Origin of the sequence: Pyxidicoccus caerfyrddinensis (assembly GCF_010894405.1) — a bacterium.
Taxonomy (GTDB): domain Bacteria; phylum Myxococcota; class Myxococcia; order Myxococcales; family Myxococcaceae; genus Myxococcus; species Myxococcus caerfyrddinensis.
Window position 1 is genome coordinate 227,320 of the sequence record NZ_JAAIYA010000005.1, and the last position, 16,737, is coordinate 244,056.

The window sequence follows — 16,737 nt, forward strand, 5'->3', positions numbered from 1 at the left end:
GTCACTCCACCGATGACGGTTCGGGTCCTCGCCCCCGTCGCAGGGGCTGCTCCGGCAGGAAGAGCGTCACCAGGAACGCCAGCAGCGCGATGAGGATGGCGACGCGGTACACGGCCGACACGCCGCGCGTGAAGGACTCCTTCACCGCCTGGTGGGACCGGTCCACCGCCTCCAGCGCGCGGGCCTCCTCCGCGTCCACCCGCGCACGCTGCGCCTCGCCCACCCGGCGGCGCTCGGCGTCGAACTCCGTGCGCAGGCGTGCCTTCACCGCCTCGCCCTGGAAGCCCTCGCCGGGGGCGCTGCCCTCACTGCTCGCTCCTGGCACCGTCACCGCGACCTGGGCCCGCACCGACTCCGGCAGTCCCGCCGTCGCTTCCGGCAGGCGCGTGCCCAGCTCGCGTGACAGCGTGGCCGCGAACACCGTGCCCAGCAGCGCCACGCCCAGCGTCATCCCGAGCTGCCGGAAGAACGTCGCCGCCGACGTGGCCACGCCGATGCGCTGCGGAGGCACCGCGTTCTGGATGGCCATCGTGTAGAGCGGAATCGACGGCCCCAGCCCCAGGCCCACCAGCACCATCTTCGCCGTCACCTCGGCCTGGGTGGACTCGGGCGTCAGCGTGAAGCCCATCACCGCGAAGCCCACCAACAGCAGCCCGAGCGAGCCGAGCAGCAGCACCTTGTACCGCCCCAGCTTCGCCACCAGCTGCCCGCTGAGCACGTTGCCCGCCACCACGCCCAGCGTCAGCGGCATGATGGTCAGCCCCGAGCGCGTCGCCGACAGCCCCACCACGTTCACCATGAACAGGGGCAGGAAGACGACGCCCGACAGGAACGCCGCGCCGATGACGAACACCGCCGCGTTCGCCGTGCTGAAGGCGCGCAGGCGGAACAGCTTCAAGTCGAGCAGCGGCTCCTTCGCGTGCAGCTCCACCCGGAGGAACAGCGCCGTGCCCACCCCGGCCAGCGCGAACAGGCCGAGGATTCGCCACGAGCCCCACGCCCAGGCTCCGCCGCCACTGCGTCCCAGGCTGAGCGCCAGCAGCAGCGGCACCACCGCCAGCGCGAGCGAGCCCGCGCCGCGCACGTCCAATCCTCCGCGCGTCACGCCCGGAGGCCGCAGCTTCGGCATCCGCAGCAGCACGAGCGTCAGCGCCACCACGCCCACCGGCAGGTTGATGAAGAACACCCAGTGCCAGCCGAAGTGGTCGGTGATGAAGCCGCCCACCAGCGGGCCCACGACGCTCGACAGGCCGAACACCGCGCCGAAGAGGCCCTGGTACTTCCCGCGCTCGCGAGGCTCGAACAGGTCCGCCACCACCGCGAGCGCCGCGGTGAAGAGCGCCGCGCTGCCCAGCCCCTGCACCGCGCGGAAGATGATGAGCGCCACCGTGGACCGGGCCGCCCCGCACAGGAAGCTGCCCGCGAGGAAGACGAGGATGCCCACCGCCAGCACCGCGCGCCGGCCCAGCAGGTCCGACAGCTTCCCCCACACCGGCACCATCATCGTGGACGCCACCATGTACGCCGTGGTGAGCCACGCGTAGAGCGACGCGGGGATGCGCAGGTCCACCTGGATGGACGGCCCCGCCGTCGCGACAATCGTCTGATCCAACGCCGCGAGCAGCAGCCCGAGCAGCGCCCCCAGCATCGTGAAGACCTTCTGTGAACGGGTGAACGCGGGCAGCGCGGCGGACAGGGCGTCGGCGGAGGCTGTGGCGGCGGACGGAGCCATGTGGCGCGAGGGTCGCCCGTAACTCGGGCGCCGGGAGCAAAGGTGGGGATGCTCCCGGCCGAGGCCAATCACCCCGGATGGCCGGCTGCCCGGTCGCCTCTCCAGCCGCCCGGTCCTCACTGCCAGGACTGTGTTGCGGGCCCTCCCGCCCACGCGCGGGCTCGACGCACATCGCACCGGCGGGCCTCTCGGCGTTCGATGCCCTTCATCCGGCAAGCATCTGGAGAGGGAAATCGGACGTGCGCGTAACCTGCCCCGCACGTCGCGCCATCGCGGCCGGGCTTCGTGCGACGTCCGCCACCGTTCCCCCAGGCAGGTCCCCTTCCGCAGTCCCCCACGAGAGGAGCCGTGTCATGCCGTCGTCACGCAAAGCCCTGGCCGCCGTGTCCCTGCTGTTCGCGCTGGGGGCCTGTAAAGACGAACCGGAACCCAAGCCGGAGCCCTCGAGCCCCGAGCTCTCCGAGACGCCGCTGTGGCAGGTGAAGGCGGACCCGTCCCTGAAGGACGAGTGCTTCGGCAGCTCCGTCGCGCTCGCGGACTTCAACGGCGATGGCCGCAAGGACCTGGCCGTGGGCACCGAGCCGTGCCGCACCAACTTCGTTGCGGCGAAGCACCCCGGCCGCGTGTCGTTCTTCGCGGGCGAGGAGCGCTTCTTCTCCACGCAGCCCGTCTCCGCGCTGATGACCTGGACCAACACCCACCCTCGGACGACGGGGCAGGGGCTCCGGACGGTGGCCGGCGACGTGAACGGGGACGCGTACGCGGACCTGCTCGTCCAGGGTCGGTACGGCGCGTCCGTCTTCCTCGGCGGGCCGGACCTGGGAGCCATCCTCGCGACGCCGGCCTTCCGCGTCCCCGGCAACGGCTTCTTCTTCACCACGGCCTTCATCGACTTCAACGGGGACGGGCTGGACGACCTGGTGAGCAGCCGGGCCGGTGCGCTGTCCTTCTTCCAGGCCACGCCCGGGGCGGAGGGCGGGCCCTTCACCCTCGTCCATACACGGCAGGGCTTCAGCTTCTCGAACCAGGGAGACGTCAACGGCGACGGCGCCGATGACGTGATGATTCCGTCGGACGACACGGAGAACCTCCAGGAGCTGTACCTGGGCTGCAAGGCCGGCGGTTCCTTCACCTGCGAGGGCCCCCTGTCGGCCGAGCCCGTGCAGGCCCTGGTGGCCAGCAGCGCGAAGCTGTACCCCGACATCAATGGGGACGGCCACCGCGAGGCCTTCCTGTTCATGGACAATGGCGTGTCGAACTTGCACCTGTCCGAGCCCGGAGGCGCCATCTCCTCCACGGCGGCCTGGACGATGATGGAGGACGCTGCCTTCCCCGGCCTGGGCCTGCCTATCGAAGTAGGAGACATGGACGGAGATGGCGAGCGCCATGACTTCGTGGTGAGCACGCTGGGGCGCCTCTACTTCTACTCACCCGCGAAGGGCATGTCCGCCGAGCTGAAGCCCACCTGGAGCTGGCCCCGCTCGGACTCGCTGCCCGCCAACTACGACGTCTACCGGCGCCCCTCGGTGGTCGTGCCCGGGGACCTGGATGGTGACGGCTACGACGACCTGGTGGTGGCCACCGCTGCCGCCGGCGACATCCTGAATGTCCCCGTGGGAGAGGTGTCCATCTACGGCGGCGGCCGCGTGCCGAAGGAGCCGAAGGACCCGCCGTACATCGCGCCCGTACGCTCCTGCGACCTGCGGCTGGACCCGGTGAATGGCAAGCCGGACCTCACGGTGGACGCGGACACCATTGCCCGCACGCTGAACGTGGTGAAGAAGACGTTCGCCGCCGACGCGTGTGAGGTGTTCGAGGGCTGCGTGGCGGCCCCGGGGGAGCGGCGCCTGCTGCGCTTCAGCACGGCCATCCAGAACCTGGGGCGGGCCAGCGCCGTCTTCCCGCCCATCGACTCGCGGCCGGACCTCTACGTCTTCGACGAGTGCCACGGGCACGACCACCTGAAGGGCTTCGCCGGCTACGAGCTGCGCGACTCGCGAGGGCAGCAGGTCCTCACCGGGCGCAAGCAGGGCTTCGCGCTGGTGGACATCACCAGCTACTGCACGGACGCGGCGCCGACCGCCTTCTATGACCCCATGGGCATCTCCCCCGGCTGGGCGGACATCTACTCCTTCGACATTCCGTGTCAGTGGGTGGACATCACCGGCCTGGGGGACGGCGAGTACACCCTGCGCGTGGCCGTGGACACGTCGGACATCCTCGAGGAGGAAAGCGTCCATCCCAACGAAGTGTTCGTCCGCATGTCGCTGGAGGGCGACACGGCCACCGTCCTTCCGTAATCCTGCGGGGCATGAGCCCTCCAGAGCGCCCGCTGTATCTGGACCACAACGCCACCACCCCCGTCGACGCGGAGGTGGTGGACGCGATGTTGCCGTACCTGCGCGAGGAGTTCGGCAACCCGTCCAGCGGGCACCCCTACGGACGGAGGGCCCGCGCCGCGCTGGATGAGGCCCGCGCGAAGGTGGCCGCCCTCATCGGCGCGAAGCCCGGGGACATCCTCTTCACCTCTGGCGGCACCGAGGCCAACAACCTCGCCATCCGCGGCACCACCGAGGCCCGCGCGGAGCGGCGCCATGTCCTCACCTCGGTGATTGAGCACCCCGCCACGAAGCTGCCCTGCGACACGCTGGAGTGGCGGGGCTGGCGCGTGACGTGGCTGCCGGTGGACGCGGACGGCCGCGTGCGCGTGGAGGACGCGGCGCGCGCGCTGGACGCGGCGGGTGCGGACACCGCGCTGGTGACGCTGATGCACGCCAACAACGAGACGGGCGTCCTCCAGCCCGTGGCCGAGGTGGCCGCGCTGGCGCACCGGCACGGCGCCACCGTGCACACGGACGCGGCGCAGTCGGTGGGCAAGGTGCCGGTGGACGTGGAGGCGCTCGGCGTGGACCTGCTGACGCTGGTGGGCCACAAGCTGCGCGCCCCCAAGGGCGTGGGCGCGCTGTACGTGCGCGCCGGGACGCCGCTGCGGCCCTTCGTGCTCGGCGGCGGGCAGGAGCGGGGCCTGCGGCCGGGGACGGAGAACGTGCCCTACGCCGTGGCCCTGGGCACCGCGTGTGAGCTGGCCCGCGTCCGGCTGGCGCGAGGCACCGCTGCACAGGTGGCGCTGCGAGAGCGGCTGTGGGAGCGGCTGCGCGCGGAGGTGCCCGGGCTGGCGCTGAACGGCCATCCCACCGAGCGGCTGCCCAACACCCTCAACGTGCGCTTCCCGGGCGTGCGGGGCACCGACGTGCTGGCGGCGGCGCCGGAGGTGGCGGCGTCCACCGGCTCGGCCTGCCACGAGGGCGGCGAGTCCGCCTCGCCGGTGCTGCGCGCCATGGGCCTCCCCGAGCCCGAGGCCCTGGGCGCGGTTCGCCTGTCCCTGGGGCCTGACACCACCGGCGAGCAGGTGGACCGGGCGGCGGCGGCGCTGGTGGCCGCGTGGCGGAAGGTGGCCGGCCGCTAGGACCCGGAGTGTCCCACCGCTGGGAATCCTCCTCCGTGTGAAGAGGACCCGGACCCGTGGCATTTGCCCTGGGGAAGGCCGCGTGCAATCACTCGCTGGCTGGCGCGTAGCCAGGGTGCCCGCCGGGAGTGTGTGCTCGGGGCGCAACGGAGTACCGGCGGAGAGGGTTACACGTGAGCTTCCGGGTCGATGTGTGGGAGGGCGGGCGGATTGCCCTGTTCTCGCTCCGTTCCAACCGCCTGCGGACGGTGCTGACGACGGTGGGCATCGGCGTGGGCGTATGCACCCTGCTGGCCATCGTCGGCATCATCCAGGGCATCAACCGTTCCTTCGACGACCAGCTCTCGCAGATTGGCGCCAACACGCTGCAGGTCTCCAAGTTCCCGTGGACGATGGGCGGCAACTGGTGGGAGTACCGCAACCGCAAGGACCTGTCCGCGGACCTGGTGGGCCCCATCGTCGCCGCGTCCGAGCACGTGCTGGCCGCCGCGCCCATCTACTACGACCGCGTGGAGGGCCGCTTCCTGGACCGGAAGATGGCCTCGGTGACGATTGTCGGCACCACGCCGGACTACTCCACCGTGTCCTCCTTCGTCGTGGACAGCGGGCGCTTCCTCACCGACGCGGACCTGGACCAGCGCTCCTCGGTGGCCGTCATCGGCGCGGAGGTGGTGCGCTCGCTCTTTCCCAGCATCAACCCCCTCGGCCACCGCATCCTCCTGGAGGGCAAGCCCTACCGCGTGGTGGGGACGCTGGAGGCCAAGGGCACCATCCTCGGGGAGAACCAGGACCTGGTGGTGATGGTGCCCTACCGCACCTTCCTCTCGCACTTCGGCAAGCGGCAGTCGCCCAACATCGCGGTGGCGGTGGACTCGCCGGACCACGTGCTCGACGTGCAGGACGCGATTACCCCCGTGCTGCGCCGCGAGCGGAACACGCCCCCTGAATTGGCAGACGACTTCGCCATCAACCGGCCGGAGCAGCTGGCCAACATGTACAAGCAGCTCACCGGCGCGCTCTACGGCGCGGCCACGGGCGTGGGCTTCATCACGCTGCTGGTGGGCGGCATCGGCATCATGAACATCATGCTGGTGTCGGTGCGCGAGCGGACGCGGGAGATTGGCGTGCGGCGGGCGCTGGGCGCGCGCAAGCGCACCATCATCCTCCAGTTCCTGATGGAGGCCTCGAGCGTGTCCGCGCTGGGCGGCACCATTGGCACGCTGGCGGGGCTGGGGCTGGCGTACACGGTGTCGATGATTACGCCGCTGGCGGCGGCGGTGCAGCCGCTCACCGTCGTCTTTGGTGTGGGCTTCGCGGCCACGGTGGGGTTGCTGTTCGGCATCTGGCCGGCGGCGCGGGCGGCGAACCTGGACCCGGTGGAAGCGCTCCGCCACGAGTGACGGGAGAGGGCGGCGATGAACGCAATCTGGGACACCCTGCGGCTGGCCTTCGGGACGTTCGTCTCGAATCCGCTGCGCTCCTTCCTGACACTGCTGGGCATCGTCATCGGGGCCACCACGGTGGTGGCGATGATGGGGCTCATCGAGGGCCTGCGGAACCAGGTGAACGAGAGCCTGTCCGAGCTGGGCACCAACTGCTTCCAGGTGCAGCGGCTGCCCTTCGGCGGTCAGCTCACGCCGGCGCAGCTGGCGCGGCGGCCCCGGTTCACCGATGCGGACCTGGAGGCCATCCGCGAGCTGCCGTCGGTGCTGACGGCGGCGGGGGAAGACTCGAAGGGCGGGTTCAAGGTGTCCACGTCGCTGCGCGAGTCGCGGGCGAACGTGAGCATCTGGGCGGGCACGCCGGAGTACTTCCAGACGAACTCGGTGTCCCTCCACGCGGGGCGGGCCTTCACGGACACGGAGTTCCTGGACCAGCGGCGCGTGGCGGTGATTGGCCAGGACCTGGCGGACACGCTGTTCCCGGGCCTGGATCCGCTGGGGCAGACGATTCGCATGCAGGGGCGCAGCTTCCTGGTGATTGGCACGCTCAAGCGCAAGGGCGGCTTCCTGGGCGGAGGCAGCCAGGACAACAACGTGATGATGCCGCTGACGGTGTTCCGCCAGTTGTTCGGCGTGCGGGACTTCCGGGTGAGCATCCAGGCGCATTCGGCGGAGGTGATTCAGCGCGCGCAGGACGAGGTGACGTTGCTGATGCGGCGGCGCCACGGGCTGAAGCCGATGGAGGAGGACGACTTCTTCGTGTTCTCGAATGAGAGCGCGACGGAGATGTTCAACAACATCTCGCAGGTCATCTCGGTGGCGAGCTTCGGCGTGTGCCTGCTGTCGCTGCTGGTGGGCGGCATCGGCATCCTGAACATCATGCTGGTGGCCGTGACGGAGCGGACGCGGGAGATTGGCATCCGCAAGGCGCTGGGCGCGAAGAAGCGGCGCATCCTCGCGCAGTTCGCCACGGAGGCGGTGGTGCTGTCGCTGACGGGCGGAGTGCTCGGCGTGGGACTGGGCGTGGGGCTGGCGCACCTGGCGAAGTGGGTGATTCGGCTGCCCACGGAGGTGCCCATCTGGGCGGTGGCGCTGTCGCTCGCGATGAGCTGCGGCGTGGGACTGGCCTTCGGTATCTACCCCGCCGCGCGCGCGGCGAAGCTGGACCCCGTGGAGGCGATGCGGACGGAGTAGGGAGGGTGGGACGTGCGGAAGCCCGTTGATAGACTGGCTTCATGCCGGCCGCCTGGAAGCGCTTCTGCACCCTTGCTGCCCTGGCCGCGCTGGGATGCTCGACACCGCGAGCCGTAGACCCCGATATCGTCAGGCCCGCCACGGCGCCATGCTTCGAAGGTGCCCCATGAAGAGGTGGCTCTTCGTCGTGGCGCTGTTCGCCGCGGGGTGCCCCAGGAACCCGGCGCCGCGCATGACGGTGCTGGAAGAGGACCGGTCGATTGTCTTTCCCGAGTTCTTCGCGCAGTTCGCACAGAGAGTGGGCGAGCCCCCCGTCATCTCCGAGCTGGATGGGGTGACCCTGCAAGCCATCCGGATTGCCGCGGACGACTTCCTCCCCGTGGACACCCAGGAGGGAGCTTGCTGGGAAAGGCGGGCCGCGCACCGTTACCGGGTCATCCGCAGGGAGGACATCATCTTCGTCCGGATTGATGTGGACCTGGCGGCTTGCGACCCCAAGGCCCTCCCCTTGGACTCGGGCGTGGAATACGCCATCCGTGCAGATGGCCGCATCCTCCGGCGCGTCTTCGACGGTGAACCCGTCGTGCGGTCGGGTGCGGTGGTCTCTGACGCGGGCGTGCCCGTCGACGCAGGCGGGCCAGCGCTGACGCCACCCGTGGGCTCTACCTGGGGCGAGCCTTCGCCCTCCATTCCACCAGGATGGTTGGACGCAGGCACGCCTCCACGCGCCCCGTGACCTGGACGCTCCCCGCGGGGACGCGCTATGGCTTCCTTCCAAGGAGCCGCCATGTCCGACGAGTCCACCCAGCAGCTCACCGCGCAGGTGCGCCAGAAAATCGTCGAGCTGGCCATGCAGGGCGGGTACTTCGACACCGTCCAGCGCTCCGGCTCCGAGCTGGCCCGCCTGACGGAGTACTTCCGCATGCTGGCGGGACAGGCGCCCCTGCCTCCGCCGACGCCGGGACAGGCGCCCACCATCTTCCCGCCCCTCCCCGGCCTGGAGGAGCGCCCCTGGCGCGAGCTTCCCATTCCCTCGGCCACCGCGCTGGAGGGCTGCCGCGCCGCCGTGGAGAAGGACCTCGCGCGGCTGGAGAACGCCGACCTGCTGCACTACGACTCCGGCATCGTCGGCACCGGCCGCTGGTCCGTGCACCCCGTCTTCTTTGCCGGTGAGCGCCTGGACCGCCTCTTCTTCCCCGGCCTCGAGATGGAAGAAACGGCCGCCGCCGTGCAGTCACTGGACGGCGAGTGCACGGCCTTCCCCCTGGCGGACGTGCTCTTCTCCTCGCACGCGCCGGGCACCACGCTGACGCCGCACTGCAGCTGGGACGGCTTCCGCATGCGCCTCCACCTGGGCCTGCGGATTCCGGAGGGCTGCGGCATCCGTGTCGGCACCGAGTCGCGGCACTGGGAGGAGGGCCGTGTGCTCGCCTTCCATGACTCGTTCGAGCATGAGACGTGGAACCGCAGCCAGCAGCGCCGCGTGGTGCTCATCGTCGACTGCTGGCACCCCGGTCTCACGGTGCCCGAGCGCGAGGCCCTGCTCGCCCTGACGCGCAAGTTCGAGGTGCGCGGCCTGCTCGCGCAGCTGCGCGTCCCCGAGCCCATGGCCCAGCCGCTGCTGCTCCGCTTCGCACAGGCCGAGCTGACCGACTCGCTGGTGCGCCGCTTCTGGCGCATGTGAGGCGTGGACGCCGCGGCATTGCGTTCGGATGCACCCCGCTCGTAACTATCGCGTCTCCCCCTAGGGACGCGGGCCACCGCCGGCCCACTGGTAGCCCAGCGTCGCTCCCGCGCCGATGAAGCCCAGCCCGATGAGCTGACGCTCGGCCTTCAAGCGGGCGCTCGGCTCGGCCAGCTTCATCAGCACGCCGTGGACGGCCACGCCCAGCAGCGCGCCCGCCGCCGCGCCTCCGAGCGCGCCGAGGTACGCGTCGCCACGGTCTCTGCTTCCACCGAAGGCCAATTCGCCCAGGCCCCACGTGCCCAGCGCGGCCAGCGGCGGCGTCAGGACGAGCCCCGCGCCGAACGCCGTCACCTCCAATTCCGTCCAGCGTCCACCGCCCGGCGTGGCGGGCCGGAAGAAGAGGAGCCGGGCTGGCACGGAGCCCAGGAGCATGCCCGCCGCTGTCTCCGATGCGGTGGCGGTCAGCCGCGTGTCTCCGCCCACGCGGGTCGCGGCCCAGATGCCTCCGAGCGGCAGCAGCGTCAGTCCACCGTGCGCCACCCAGGCTCCGGTGGAGAGCGGCACGTCCTCCCCGTTCGACTGCACGGGCACGCCGCTCATTCCGGGCAGACGCGTGCCGCCCTCGCCGGATGACGGAGACGCCGCGAGTGGCGGGGCATCCGCGGGTACGGAGGTGTCACCCGCCGCGTCCGTGTCCGGCTCCGGCGCGGCGGTGGAGTCCGAAGCGGAAGCCTCCTGCGATAGCCCCAGGGCCTTCGCGTTCCGCCGCAGCGGTGCGTCGGAGGCCGCGTGGGCCAGGGGTGCCAGCAGGCACCCGAGCAACATCAGGGACACGGAAGAAGACATGGGCACACAAGGGCCACACGTCCTCCGGCCTGGAGCACGGTGGGGGACAACGGTGCGCACGCCCCGCGCGGGCTTCCACCCCCCACGGGCTTCCCGCCCTCCAGCGCACAGTGGCGCCACGTACGGATGTTGTCGGCTGGACGCTGTCATCCGACCCTCGCGTGATGGAGGGCAGGTGCGCTCATGCACCAGCGCCATTAGCTTCCGGCGGTGAAGCTGGCCTGGCTCGTGCTCGGCGCGTTGTTCGTCACCGGGTGCTCGTACCCCAACCACCGTCATGACCTGCGCCTGCGCGCGCTGCCGGAGGGTGACCCCGAGGCCCGCTCGCTCGCGTTCTTCCAGTCGCTCGGCGTGGCGCTGGAGCCGGGTCACCGCGTGGACCTGGTGGAGAACGGCCACATCTTCGACGCCATCGAGCGGGAGATTCGCGCCGCCCGCTCCAGCATCAATATCGCCAGCTACATCTGGCGCCCGGGCGAGCCGTCGGACCGGCTGGTGCGCGCCATCCAGGAGCGCCAGCCCGGCGTTGCCTGCCGCGTGCTCGTGGACCCACTGGGCAGCGTCAACTTCGAGTCCGTGGGGCTCACGCTCGCGAAGGCCGGCTGCGAGGTGCGCACCTTTCGGCCCATCCAGGGGTCCATCTCCTCGCTCGACGCGAAGCGCATCAAGATGCGCATGCACCGCAAGCTGGTGGTGCGTGACGGCGAGGTGGGGCTCACCGGCGGCTGGGGCATCTGGAAGAGCTGGCTCGGGGACGCGGACGGGCCCGACTCGTGGCGAGACCTCGCCGTGCGCGTGGAGGGACCCTCCGTGCGCGAGATGCAGGTGGCCTTCGCGCAGAACTGGCAGGAGGCGGGCGGGGACTTCCTCCCGGCCAGCGACTTCCCTTCGACGCTGTACGTGGGCGAGGCCCGCGCGGGCTTCGTCGCCAGCACCAACAACCGCTTCATGTCCAACGCGCGGCGGATGACGCTGCTCACCATCGCCTCGGCGCGGCGGCGGCTGTGGATTGCGAACTCGTACTTCATCCCCTCCGAGGCCATCAGCGACATGCTCATCGAGAAGGTGAAGCAGGGCGTGGACGTGCGGGTGCTGGTGCCCGGGCGGCACCATGACATCGCCCCGGTGCACGCGGCGCAGCGGGCCTCGTATGCGCGGCTGCTCGAAGGGGGCGTGCGAATCTGGGAGTACGAGCTATCGATGATGCACTCCAAGACGATGCTCGTGGACGACTCGCTGTCCGTCGTCGGCTCCACCAATCTGGACCCGCTGGCGCTGGGCAGCTCGGAGGAGTGCTCGGTGGTGGTGGACGACGCGGGGCTGGCGGCCGGGCTCGCCGCGGCGTTCGAGAAGGACCTGGGCCACTCCTACGAAATCCACTGGAGCGGGTGGAAGCGGCGCGGGGTGCTCCAGAAGCTGGGGGACCAGCTTCCCTGGTTCATCGGCGACTTTCTCTAGCGCCGCACCCGCATGCCGCGGCGCGGCGGCTGGGGCCCCTTTCCGCATGCGGCGGCAGAAAGGGGAGCGTGTTAGAGCCCGGGGCATGGAGACCCAGAATGTGGCGGAGCGGGCCCTCATCCGTGAGATACGGCCCGAGGATGATCCGGCGGTCGGAGAACTGCTGGTGGAGGCCTTCATCACGCAGTACGCGAAGAAGCTGCCGGACGTCGTCTACACGGAGGAGCGCAAGCGCGACTTGCGGGACGTGGCCTCGCGCCGGAAGGTGGCCTCGCTGCTGGTGGCTGAGGTGGACGGGGAGATTGCCGGGACGGTGGCCCTGTTCCGCCCGGGTGCGCCGGGCTCGGAGGCGTGGCTGCCGAACGCGGCGGACCTGCGCGGCCTGGCCACCGCCGTGCGCTACCACGGCACCGGGCTTGCCCGGCCGCTGCTCGACGCGGCCGAGGACCTGGCGCGGAAGTGGGGCGTGGACGCGATATGCCTCCACGTCCGCAAGGGCGCGGAGGGCGTCGCGCGCATGTACATGAAGCGCGGCTACGTGCGCGAGCCGGCGGGCGACATGGACCTGCCCTCCGTGTTCCTCACGGCGTACGTGCTCCGCCTCAAGGCGTGACGCATCACAGGCCGAGCGCGCTCATGGGCACGCGGTAGATGTCACCCGTGCCCTTGCCGATGCCCACGAGCGCGCCGTCGTTCCTCGGATGGTCGAACCGCGCGCCCACGTCTCCGGCGTGCGGCCGGTTGCTGCTGAAGTAGAACCACTTCCCGTCCGGGGAGACGCTCTGGTTGAAGTCCCTGGCGGGCGAGTTGATGCCGTCACCGAGCAGCCGGGCCTTCTCCCAGCCACCTTCCGGAAGTCTGCGGCTGACGTACAGGTCATATCCACCGACGCCATCCGCGCGCTGGAGTGCGCTGAAGATGAGGTAGCGCTCGTCCGGGGCAATCCACGGCTCGACTTCGTTCGCACCGGTGTTGATGGCGTCGCCGAGGTTCTCCGGCGGTTGATACGCGCCGTCCACGAGGCGGGAGACCCACAGGTCGCTCCCACCGCGAGTCCCCGGGCGCTCGGCGCCGAAGTACAGGTTCCCGTTGGCGGCCACGGCGGGGGACCATTCGTCGAGGTTCGCGTCGTTCACCGGCGCGGGAAGGCGCGTGGCCTCGCCCCATTCGCCGTCCGCTTGCAGCGAGGCGACCCAGATGTCGTGCGTCGCGCGCGCGGCCGTTTCCCCGGGGTGGGGACGGTTGGAGATGAAGACCACGCTCCGGCCGTCGGGAGCGATGTGCGGGTCCGCGTTGCTCCACGCCGCCGCGAAGCGGGGCTTCACGGGCATGGACCAGTGCCCGTCGTCACCGAGCCGTGTCTCGAAGATTTCGTATTGCTCGAACCCGTCGTCCGCGCGGCAGAAGAGCACGCGCTGCTGGTCCGGAGAGAAGGCCAGGAAGAAGTCCCACGCGCCGGTGGTGAAGAGGCCGGCGCCGTAGATTTCGGGGGCCTGGGTTTCGCGTGGAGTCTGACGAGAGGACGCGTGGCATCCGGTGAGCAGGGCGCTCACCACCAGCGCGGTGAGCAAGGGGTGGCGGGGCATGTGTCGTAAGCCTCCTGTGTCTCGTTGCAGTAGCATCCGGATGTGGCGCGAAACTTGGGGAATGTTGCGGCAGTGCCGGGCCTTCCCGTCAGGCCGTGCGGGATGCACCTGCTCGCGGAGGACGGGGCGTTCGGCGCCTGGGATTGCGTCTGCCACAAGGGCGCGCGGAGCACCGTCTCCGAAGGCGAGCACCCGCGCGTCCACATCAGCGTCACCCTCGCCGGCGTCTTCCACGCCCGGTCGAGCCGGGGCGAGGTGCTCTCGAGCCCGGGCTTGTTGCTGCTCGGGAATGCCACCGACGGGTACGCGTACCGCCATGTCGATGACGGAGGGGACCGCTCCGTCGTCTTCGACTACGCGGAGTCCTTCCTCGACGAGGTGAGCGGCTCGCTCGGTGTCCGGCTTCGCGAGACGCGGGCCTTCGGACGCGCCGCCATTCCTGCCTCCACGGCCTCGGCGGATGCGGTGGTCCTCACGCAGCGCGCCCTGTGCACCGGCGAGCCGGAGGCGGTGCGCGAGGCCGCGCTCACGGTGGCAGCCGTCGCGCTGACGGAGGACCGGGGTGGCGTCCATTCCGTGATGGCACCCACGTCAGCGCAGGCTCGCCGTGTCGCGAAGACGCTGCGCTATGTCGAGGCGCACAGCGCGGACGACTGCTCCTTGAACACGCTGGCCGAGCATGCGGGACTGAGCAGCTTCCACTTCCTGCGCGTCTTCCGGGCGATGACGGGACAGACGCCACGCCAGTTCGTCATCGCCACCCGGTTGCGAATGGCAGCGATGTCCCTGCGCGCGACGCGCGCGCCCATCACCGAGGTCGCGCTGGAGGCGGGCTTCGGGGACCTGTCGCACTTCACGACGAGCTTCGCTCGGGCCTTCGGTGTCTCGCCGCGCGCGTACCGCAAGCGGCACGGGCGCGGAGGGGACTGATTCAGAACGCGGTAGCCCCTGCACTCCCCGCGTCGCCTCTTCGGGCGGAGGACCCGTGGAATGAACGTTCCTTCCACGACTGTCAGCCGCCGGAGGACACCTCACTTCAGGCAGGCCGCACCCGCGTCCTGAATGAGCCGGAGGATGCCGGTCGTACCCGCCGTGCTTGCGGAGCGCCGCCGTGCCCGTCTGCGTCCTGGTTCAGCCGCGCGAGCCGACGAGGCGCTCGGCTTCTTCGCGGAGCGCGGCCGTTGCTTCGGCGACCGTACCCTCCGTCCCGTCGCGCGCGAGCATCCAGTCGTCCTGGAGCAGGCACCACGGGTGGTGTCCCTCCCGGACGTCATGGCGGGACAGCGCATACAGCTCGTCGACGAACGCATCGGGAGTAATTCGGCCCGCGAGGAATCCGCGGGCGAGCGGTCGCGCCATCATGCGGACCATGGAGGAGCGGTCCGGCATGGACAGCCCCAGCTCCCGGAGCATGCGCTGGATGAGGCTCTCCAGCTCCCAGGCGTTCGTCTCGCCGGAGAGCCCCGCCAGCATGCGCAGCGCGGGCGAGTCGAGCCCGGCCTCCATCGCGCGGACCGCCGCGTCGGACAGGTCGGCACTGCTCGCGCCGCCGACGAAGTACGTCGCGAGCAGGTCCACCACGGGCTCGGGATGGGAGGCGGTCATCCTCGCAGGGGCAGCACGAAGGCGAGCTGGAACCGCGTGCCGGCGTGCTCGGGCCGGACGGTGGCGCTGACGTGGACGCCCCGGCCGTTGTCGGTGTTGACGAGCTCGGCGCGGACCTGGCCGTTCTCGGTGGCGCCCCGGAAGAGGAAGACCTCGGCGGCCTGGGAGAAGATGGCGGCGACCTCGTCATTGCCGGAGCCGGGCGGGAGCTGGTCCCTCACCCAGGTGGCGAAGCGGACGATGCGGCCGGTGAGCAGCTGCGCGGGCAGCGGCACCGCGTAGCCGCCGCCGTACACCGTGGGCGCGGCGGCCAGCAGCACCGCGTCCGCGTTGCGCCCGCTGCCCAGGCCCAGGATGCCCCGCTCCTCCAGGCGCCCCTGCGCGCGGATGGGGAGGAACAGCTCGGTGGGGATGCCCAGGCCCTTGTCGCGGCCGGAGGGCAGCTCCCACGTCGTCGGGGCGCGCAGGCCGCCGGCCTGGCCCATGATGCGCGCGAAGGCGGTGGTGTCGCGGAAGCTGGCCGCGAGCATCGCCGCCACGGCAATGGCGGGGCTGGTGAAGCACGTGCGCCGCGCGGTGCCGCGTCCCTCGCTGGCCACCACCGCGCGGTTGAGGACGGCGCACAGCCAGCGCGAGGACTCGTCCTGGCGCAGCTCCGTCCACGCCTCGGAGACCTGCTCCCGCTCCTCCTCCAGCGCCACGGCGAGCTCTTCCGGAGCCACGCCCAGCAGGGCCGGGGACACGGCGGCCACCACGGGCACCTGCGAGCGCTCCCCGAGCGCCGCGAGCTTGCCGAGCAGGCCGACGTCACTCGTCGCGTCCACGACGAAGACGGCGTCGGGGCGGTCGAACGGCTCGCCCGCGAGCGCGCCCTGGAGCGACTCCAGCAGCGCGGGAGGCGCCACGTCGAGCACCTCCACGGCGAGGCCGGAGGACTTCGGGCACTGGTCCAGCAGCCACCTCAGGCCGCGCCACGCGGACTCGAGGCGGGCGACGGGCTCGGCGGCGAGGATGTCTCGGGCCGTGGCGAGCAGGGCCTCCTCGATGATGTCCCTCGCCGTCTTGCGCGAGGGGGAGGACGCGGCCGACGCGGGGGACCCGGAGGCCGGGGCGCGGGGGTTGATGGCGCGCAGGAAGGCGTCCACGGCGCGGGACGCGGCGGCGGGGGAGGTCGGGTCGGCGCGGTTGAGGAAGGCCTCCACCAGCTCATCGCCGCCCGTCTCCGGAGGCGGCGGCACGGTGGGGAGGGGAATCACGGCGGCGCGGAGGGCCTCGGCGACGGCGTCGGGGAGGCGGCCGGGGCCGGTGATGGTGGCGATGCGGGAGGCGGCCTCCTCGGCGGTGAGGGGGCGGAGCGGGTCGGAGTTGGAGAGGTCCGAGTGGAGGGCCTGGAGGGCGCGCAGCTCGGGGACGGTGGTGATGAGGTCGGCGCGGCCGAAGGCGCGGAGCTTGTCGAAGGTCAGCTCGACGGTGCGGGTGTCACTGGCGCCGAGGCGGTCGGGCACGGTGATGCGCAGGCCGGTGGCGACGCGTGCGAGCTCGGTACCGAAGGACTCGGGGGTGACGTGGAAGCGCCGGCCGGAAGGAGCGGGGGAGAAGGCTCCCGCCACCAGCCACCGCACGCGCGCACCCTCTGCACTGCTTCCGCTCTGACTCATTGACTGTTCCCGCCTGTGTCGTGAAGGGCGCCTACGTTACCGCGCTCGGGGGTGGTTGTCGGA

Annotated in this window: 14 protein-coding genes; 9 read left to right on the plus strand and 5 right to left on the minus strand. The window is 71.1% G+C overall.

Features of this window, described 5'->3' with window-relative positions; genetic code table 11:
* Position 1: 1 nt before the first annotated feature.
* Positions 2–1,732, minus strand: a complete 1,731-nt coding sequence (locus G4D86_RS13790) for an MDR family MFS transporter (protein ID WP_163993593.1) — start codon at positions 1,730–1,732, stop codon at positions 2–4.
* A gap of 353 nt (positions 1,733–2,085) precedes the next feature.
* On the opposite strand from G4D86_RS13790, the gene G4D86_RS13795 reads away from it, so the two are divergent.
* The 6 genes from G4D86_RS13795 (at position 2,086) to G4D86_RS13820 (ending at position 9,518) form a co-directional block, all read left to right on the plus strand.
* Positions 2,086–4,032 (plus strand): lysyl oxidase family protein, encoded by a 1,947-nt coding sequence (locus tag G4D86_RS13795; protein ID WP_163993594.1) that lies wholly within the window; start codon positions 2,086–2,088, stop codon positions 4,030–4,032.
* Positions 4,033–4,043: 11 nt separating this feature from the next.
* Positions 4,044–5,198, plus strand: a complete 1,155-nt coding sequence (locus G4D86_RS13800) for a cysteine desulfurase family protein (protein WP_163993595.1) — start codon at positions 4,044–4,046, stop codon at positions 5,196–5,198.
* 173 nt (positions 5,199–5,371) lie between these two features.
* Positions 5,372–6,598 carry an ABC transporter permease gene (locus G4D86_RS13805; RefSeq protein WP_163993596.1) on the plus strand — a complete coding sequence of 409 codons (1,227 nt, stop codon included), beginning with the start codon at positions 5,372–5,374 and terminating at the stop codon, positions 6,596–6,598.
* A 15-nt stretch (positions 6,599–6,613) separates the two neighbouring features.
* Positions 6,614–7,834 (plus strand): ABC transporter permease, encoded by a 1,221-nt coding sequence (locus tag G4D86_RS13810; protein WP_163993597.1) that lies wholly within the window; start codon positions 6,614–6,616, stop codon positions 7,832–7,834.
* 166 nt (positions 7,835–8,000) lie between these two features.
* On the plus strand, positions 8,001–8,570 hold the full coding sequence (locus G4D86_RS13815; protein WP_163993598.1) for a hypothetical protein: 570 nt from the start codon (positions 8,001–8,003) through the stop codon (positions 8,568–8,570).
* 51 nt (positions 8,571–8,621) lie between these two features.
* The gene (locus G4D86_RS13820; protein ID WP_163993599.1) at positions 8,622–9,518 is read left to right on the plus strand and encodes an aspartyl/asparaginyl beta-hydroxylase domain-containing protein; all 897 of its coding nucleotides are present in this window, start codon (positions 8,622–8,624) and stop codon (positions 9,516–9,518) included.
* A 60-nt stretch (positions 9,519–9,578) separates the two neighbouring features.
* On the opposite strand, the gene G4D86_RS13825 is transcribed toward G4D86_RS13820, so the two are convergent.
* On the minus strand, positions 9,579–10,367 hold the full coding sequence (locus G4D86_RS13825; RefSeq protein ID WP_240360230.1) for a hypothetical protein: 789 nt from the start codon (positions 10,365–10,367) through the stop codon (positions 9,579–9,581).
* Positions 10,368–10,577: 210 nt separating this feature from the next.
* Between G4D86_RS13825 and G4D86_RS13830 the strand changes: the two genes are divergently transcribed.
* On the plus strand, positions 10,578–11,825 hold the full coding sequence (locus tag G4D86_RS13830) for a phospholipase D-like domain-containing protein (RefSeq protein ID WP_163993600.1): 1,248 nt from the start codon (positions 10,578–10,580) through the stop codon (positions 11,823–11,825).
* Positions 11,826–11,910: 85 nt separating this feature from the next.
* Positions 11,911–12,438 (plus strand): GNAT family N-acetyltransferase, encoded by a 528-nt coding sequence (locus tag G4D86_RS13835; protein ID WP_163993601.1) that lies wholly within the window; start codon positions 11,911–11,913, stop codon positions 12,436–12,438.
* Positions 12,439–12,442: 4 nt separating this feature from the next.
* On the opposite strand, the gene G4D86_RS13840 is transcribed toward G4D86_RS13835, so the two are convergent.
* A complete protein-coding gene (locus G4D86_RS13840; RefSeq protein WP_163993602.1) occupies positions 12,443–13,411 on the minus strand; it encodes a TolB family protein in 969 nt (322 codons plus the stop codon).
* A 102-nt stretch (positions 13,412–13,513) separates the two neighbouring features.
* On the opposite strand from G4D86_RS13840, the gene G4D86_RS13845 reads away from it, so the two are divergent.
* The gene (locus tag G4D86_RS13845) at positions 13,514–14,341 is read left to right on the plus strand and encodes a helix-turn-helix domain-containing protein (protein ID WP_163993603.1); all 828 of its coding nucleotides are present in this window, start codon (positions 13,514–13,516) and stop codon (positions 14,339–14,341) included.
* 201 nt (positions 14,342–14,542) lie between these two features.
* Here the strand turns inward: G4D86_RS13845 and G4D86_RS13850 are convergent, their stop codons facing one another.
* The gene (locus G4D86_RS13850; RefSeq protein ID WP_163993604.1) at positions 14,543–15,016 is read right to left on the minus strand and encodes a hypothetical protein; all 474 of its coding nucleotides are present in this window, start codon (positions 15,014–15,016) and stop codon (positions 14,543–14,545) included.
* A complete protein-coding gene (locus tag G4D86_RS13855; protein WP_163993606.1) occupies positions 15,013–16,674 on the minus strand; it encodes a type VI secretion system contractile sheath domain-containing protein in 1,662 nt (553 codons plus the stop codon). The genes G4D86_RS13850 and G4D86_RS13855 overlap by 4 nt, the downstream gene beginning before the upstream one ends.
* Between the last annotated feature and the right edge of the window lie 63 nt (positions 16,675–16,737).

Coding starts and splice junctions, on each gene's coding strand:
- G4D86_RS13835 (WP_163993601.1), top strand. CDS start 11,911: ATGGAGACCCAGAATGTGGCGGAGCGGGCCCTCATCCGTGAGATACGG.
- G4D86_RS13810 (WP_163993597.1), top strand. CDS start 6,614: ATGAACGCAATCTGGGACACCCTGCGGCTGGCCTTCGGGACGTTCGTC.
- G4D86_RS13825 (WP_240360230.1), bottom strand. CDS start 10,367: ATGTCTTCTTCCGTGTCCCTGATGTTGCTCGGGTGCCTGCTGGCACCC.
- G4D86_RS13795 (WP_163993594.1), top strand. CDS start 2,086: ATGCCGTCGTCACGCAAAGCCCTGGCCGCCGTGTCCCTGCTGTTCGCG.
- G4D86_RS13855 (WP_163993606.1), bottom strand. CDS start 16,674: ATGAGTCAGAGCGGAAGCAGTGCAGAGGGTGCGCGCGTGCGGTGGCTG.
- G4D86_RS13840 (WP_163993602.1), bottom strand. CDS start 13,411: ATGCCCCGCCACCCCTTGCTCACCGCGCTGGTGGTGAGCGCCCTGCTC.
- G4D86_RS13790 (WP_163993593.1), bottom strand. CDS start 1,732: ATGGCTCCGTCCGCCGCCACAGCCTCCGCCGACGCCCTGTCCGCCGCG.
- G4D86_RS13850 (WP_163993604.1), bottom strand. CDS start 15,016: ATGACCGCCTCCCATCCCGAGCCCGTGGTGGACCTGCTCGCGACGTAC.
- G4D86_RS13800 (WP_163993595.1), top strand. CDS start 4,044: ATGAGCCCTCCAGAGCGCCCGCTGTATCTGGACCACAACGCCACCACC.
- G4D86_RS13820 (WP_163993599.1), top strand. CDS start 8,622: ATGTCCGACGAGTCCACCCAGCAGCTCACCGCGCAGGTGCGCCAGAAA.
- G4D86_RS13845 (WP_163993603.1), top strand. CDS start 13,514: ATGCACCTGCTCGCGGAGGACGGGGCGTTCGGCGCCTGGGATTGCGTC.
- G4D86_RS13815 (WP_163993598.1), top strand. CDS start 8,001: ATGAAGAGGTGGCTCTTCGTCGTGGCGCTGTTCGCCGCGGGGTGCCCC.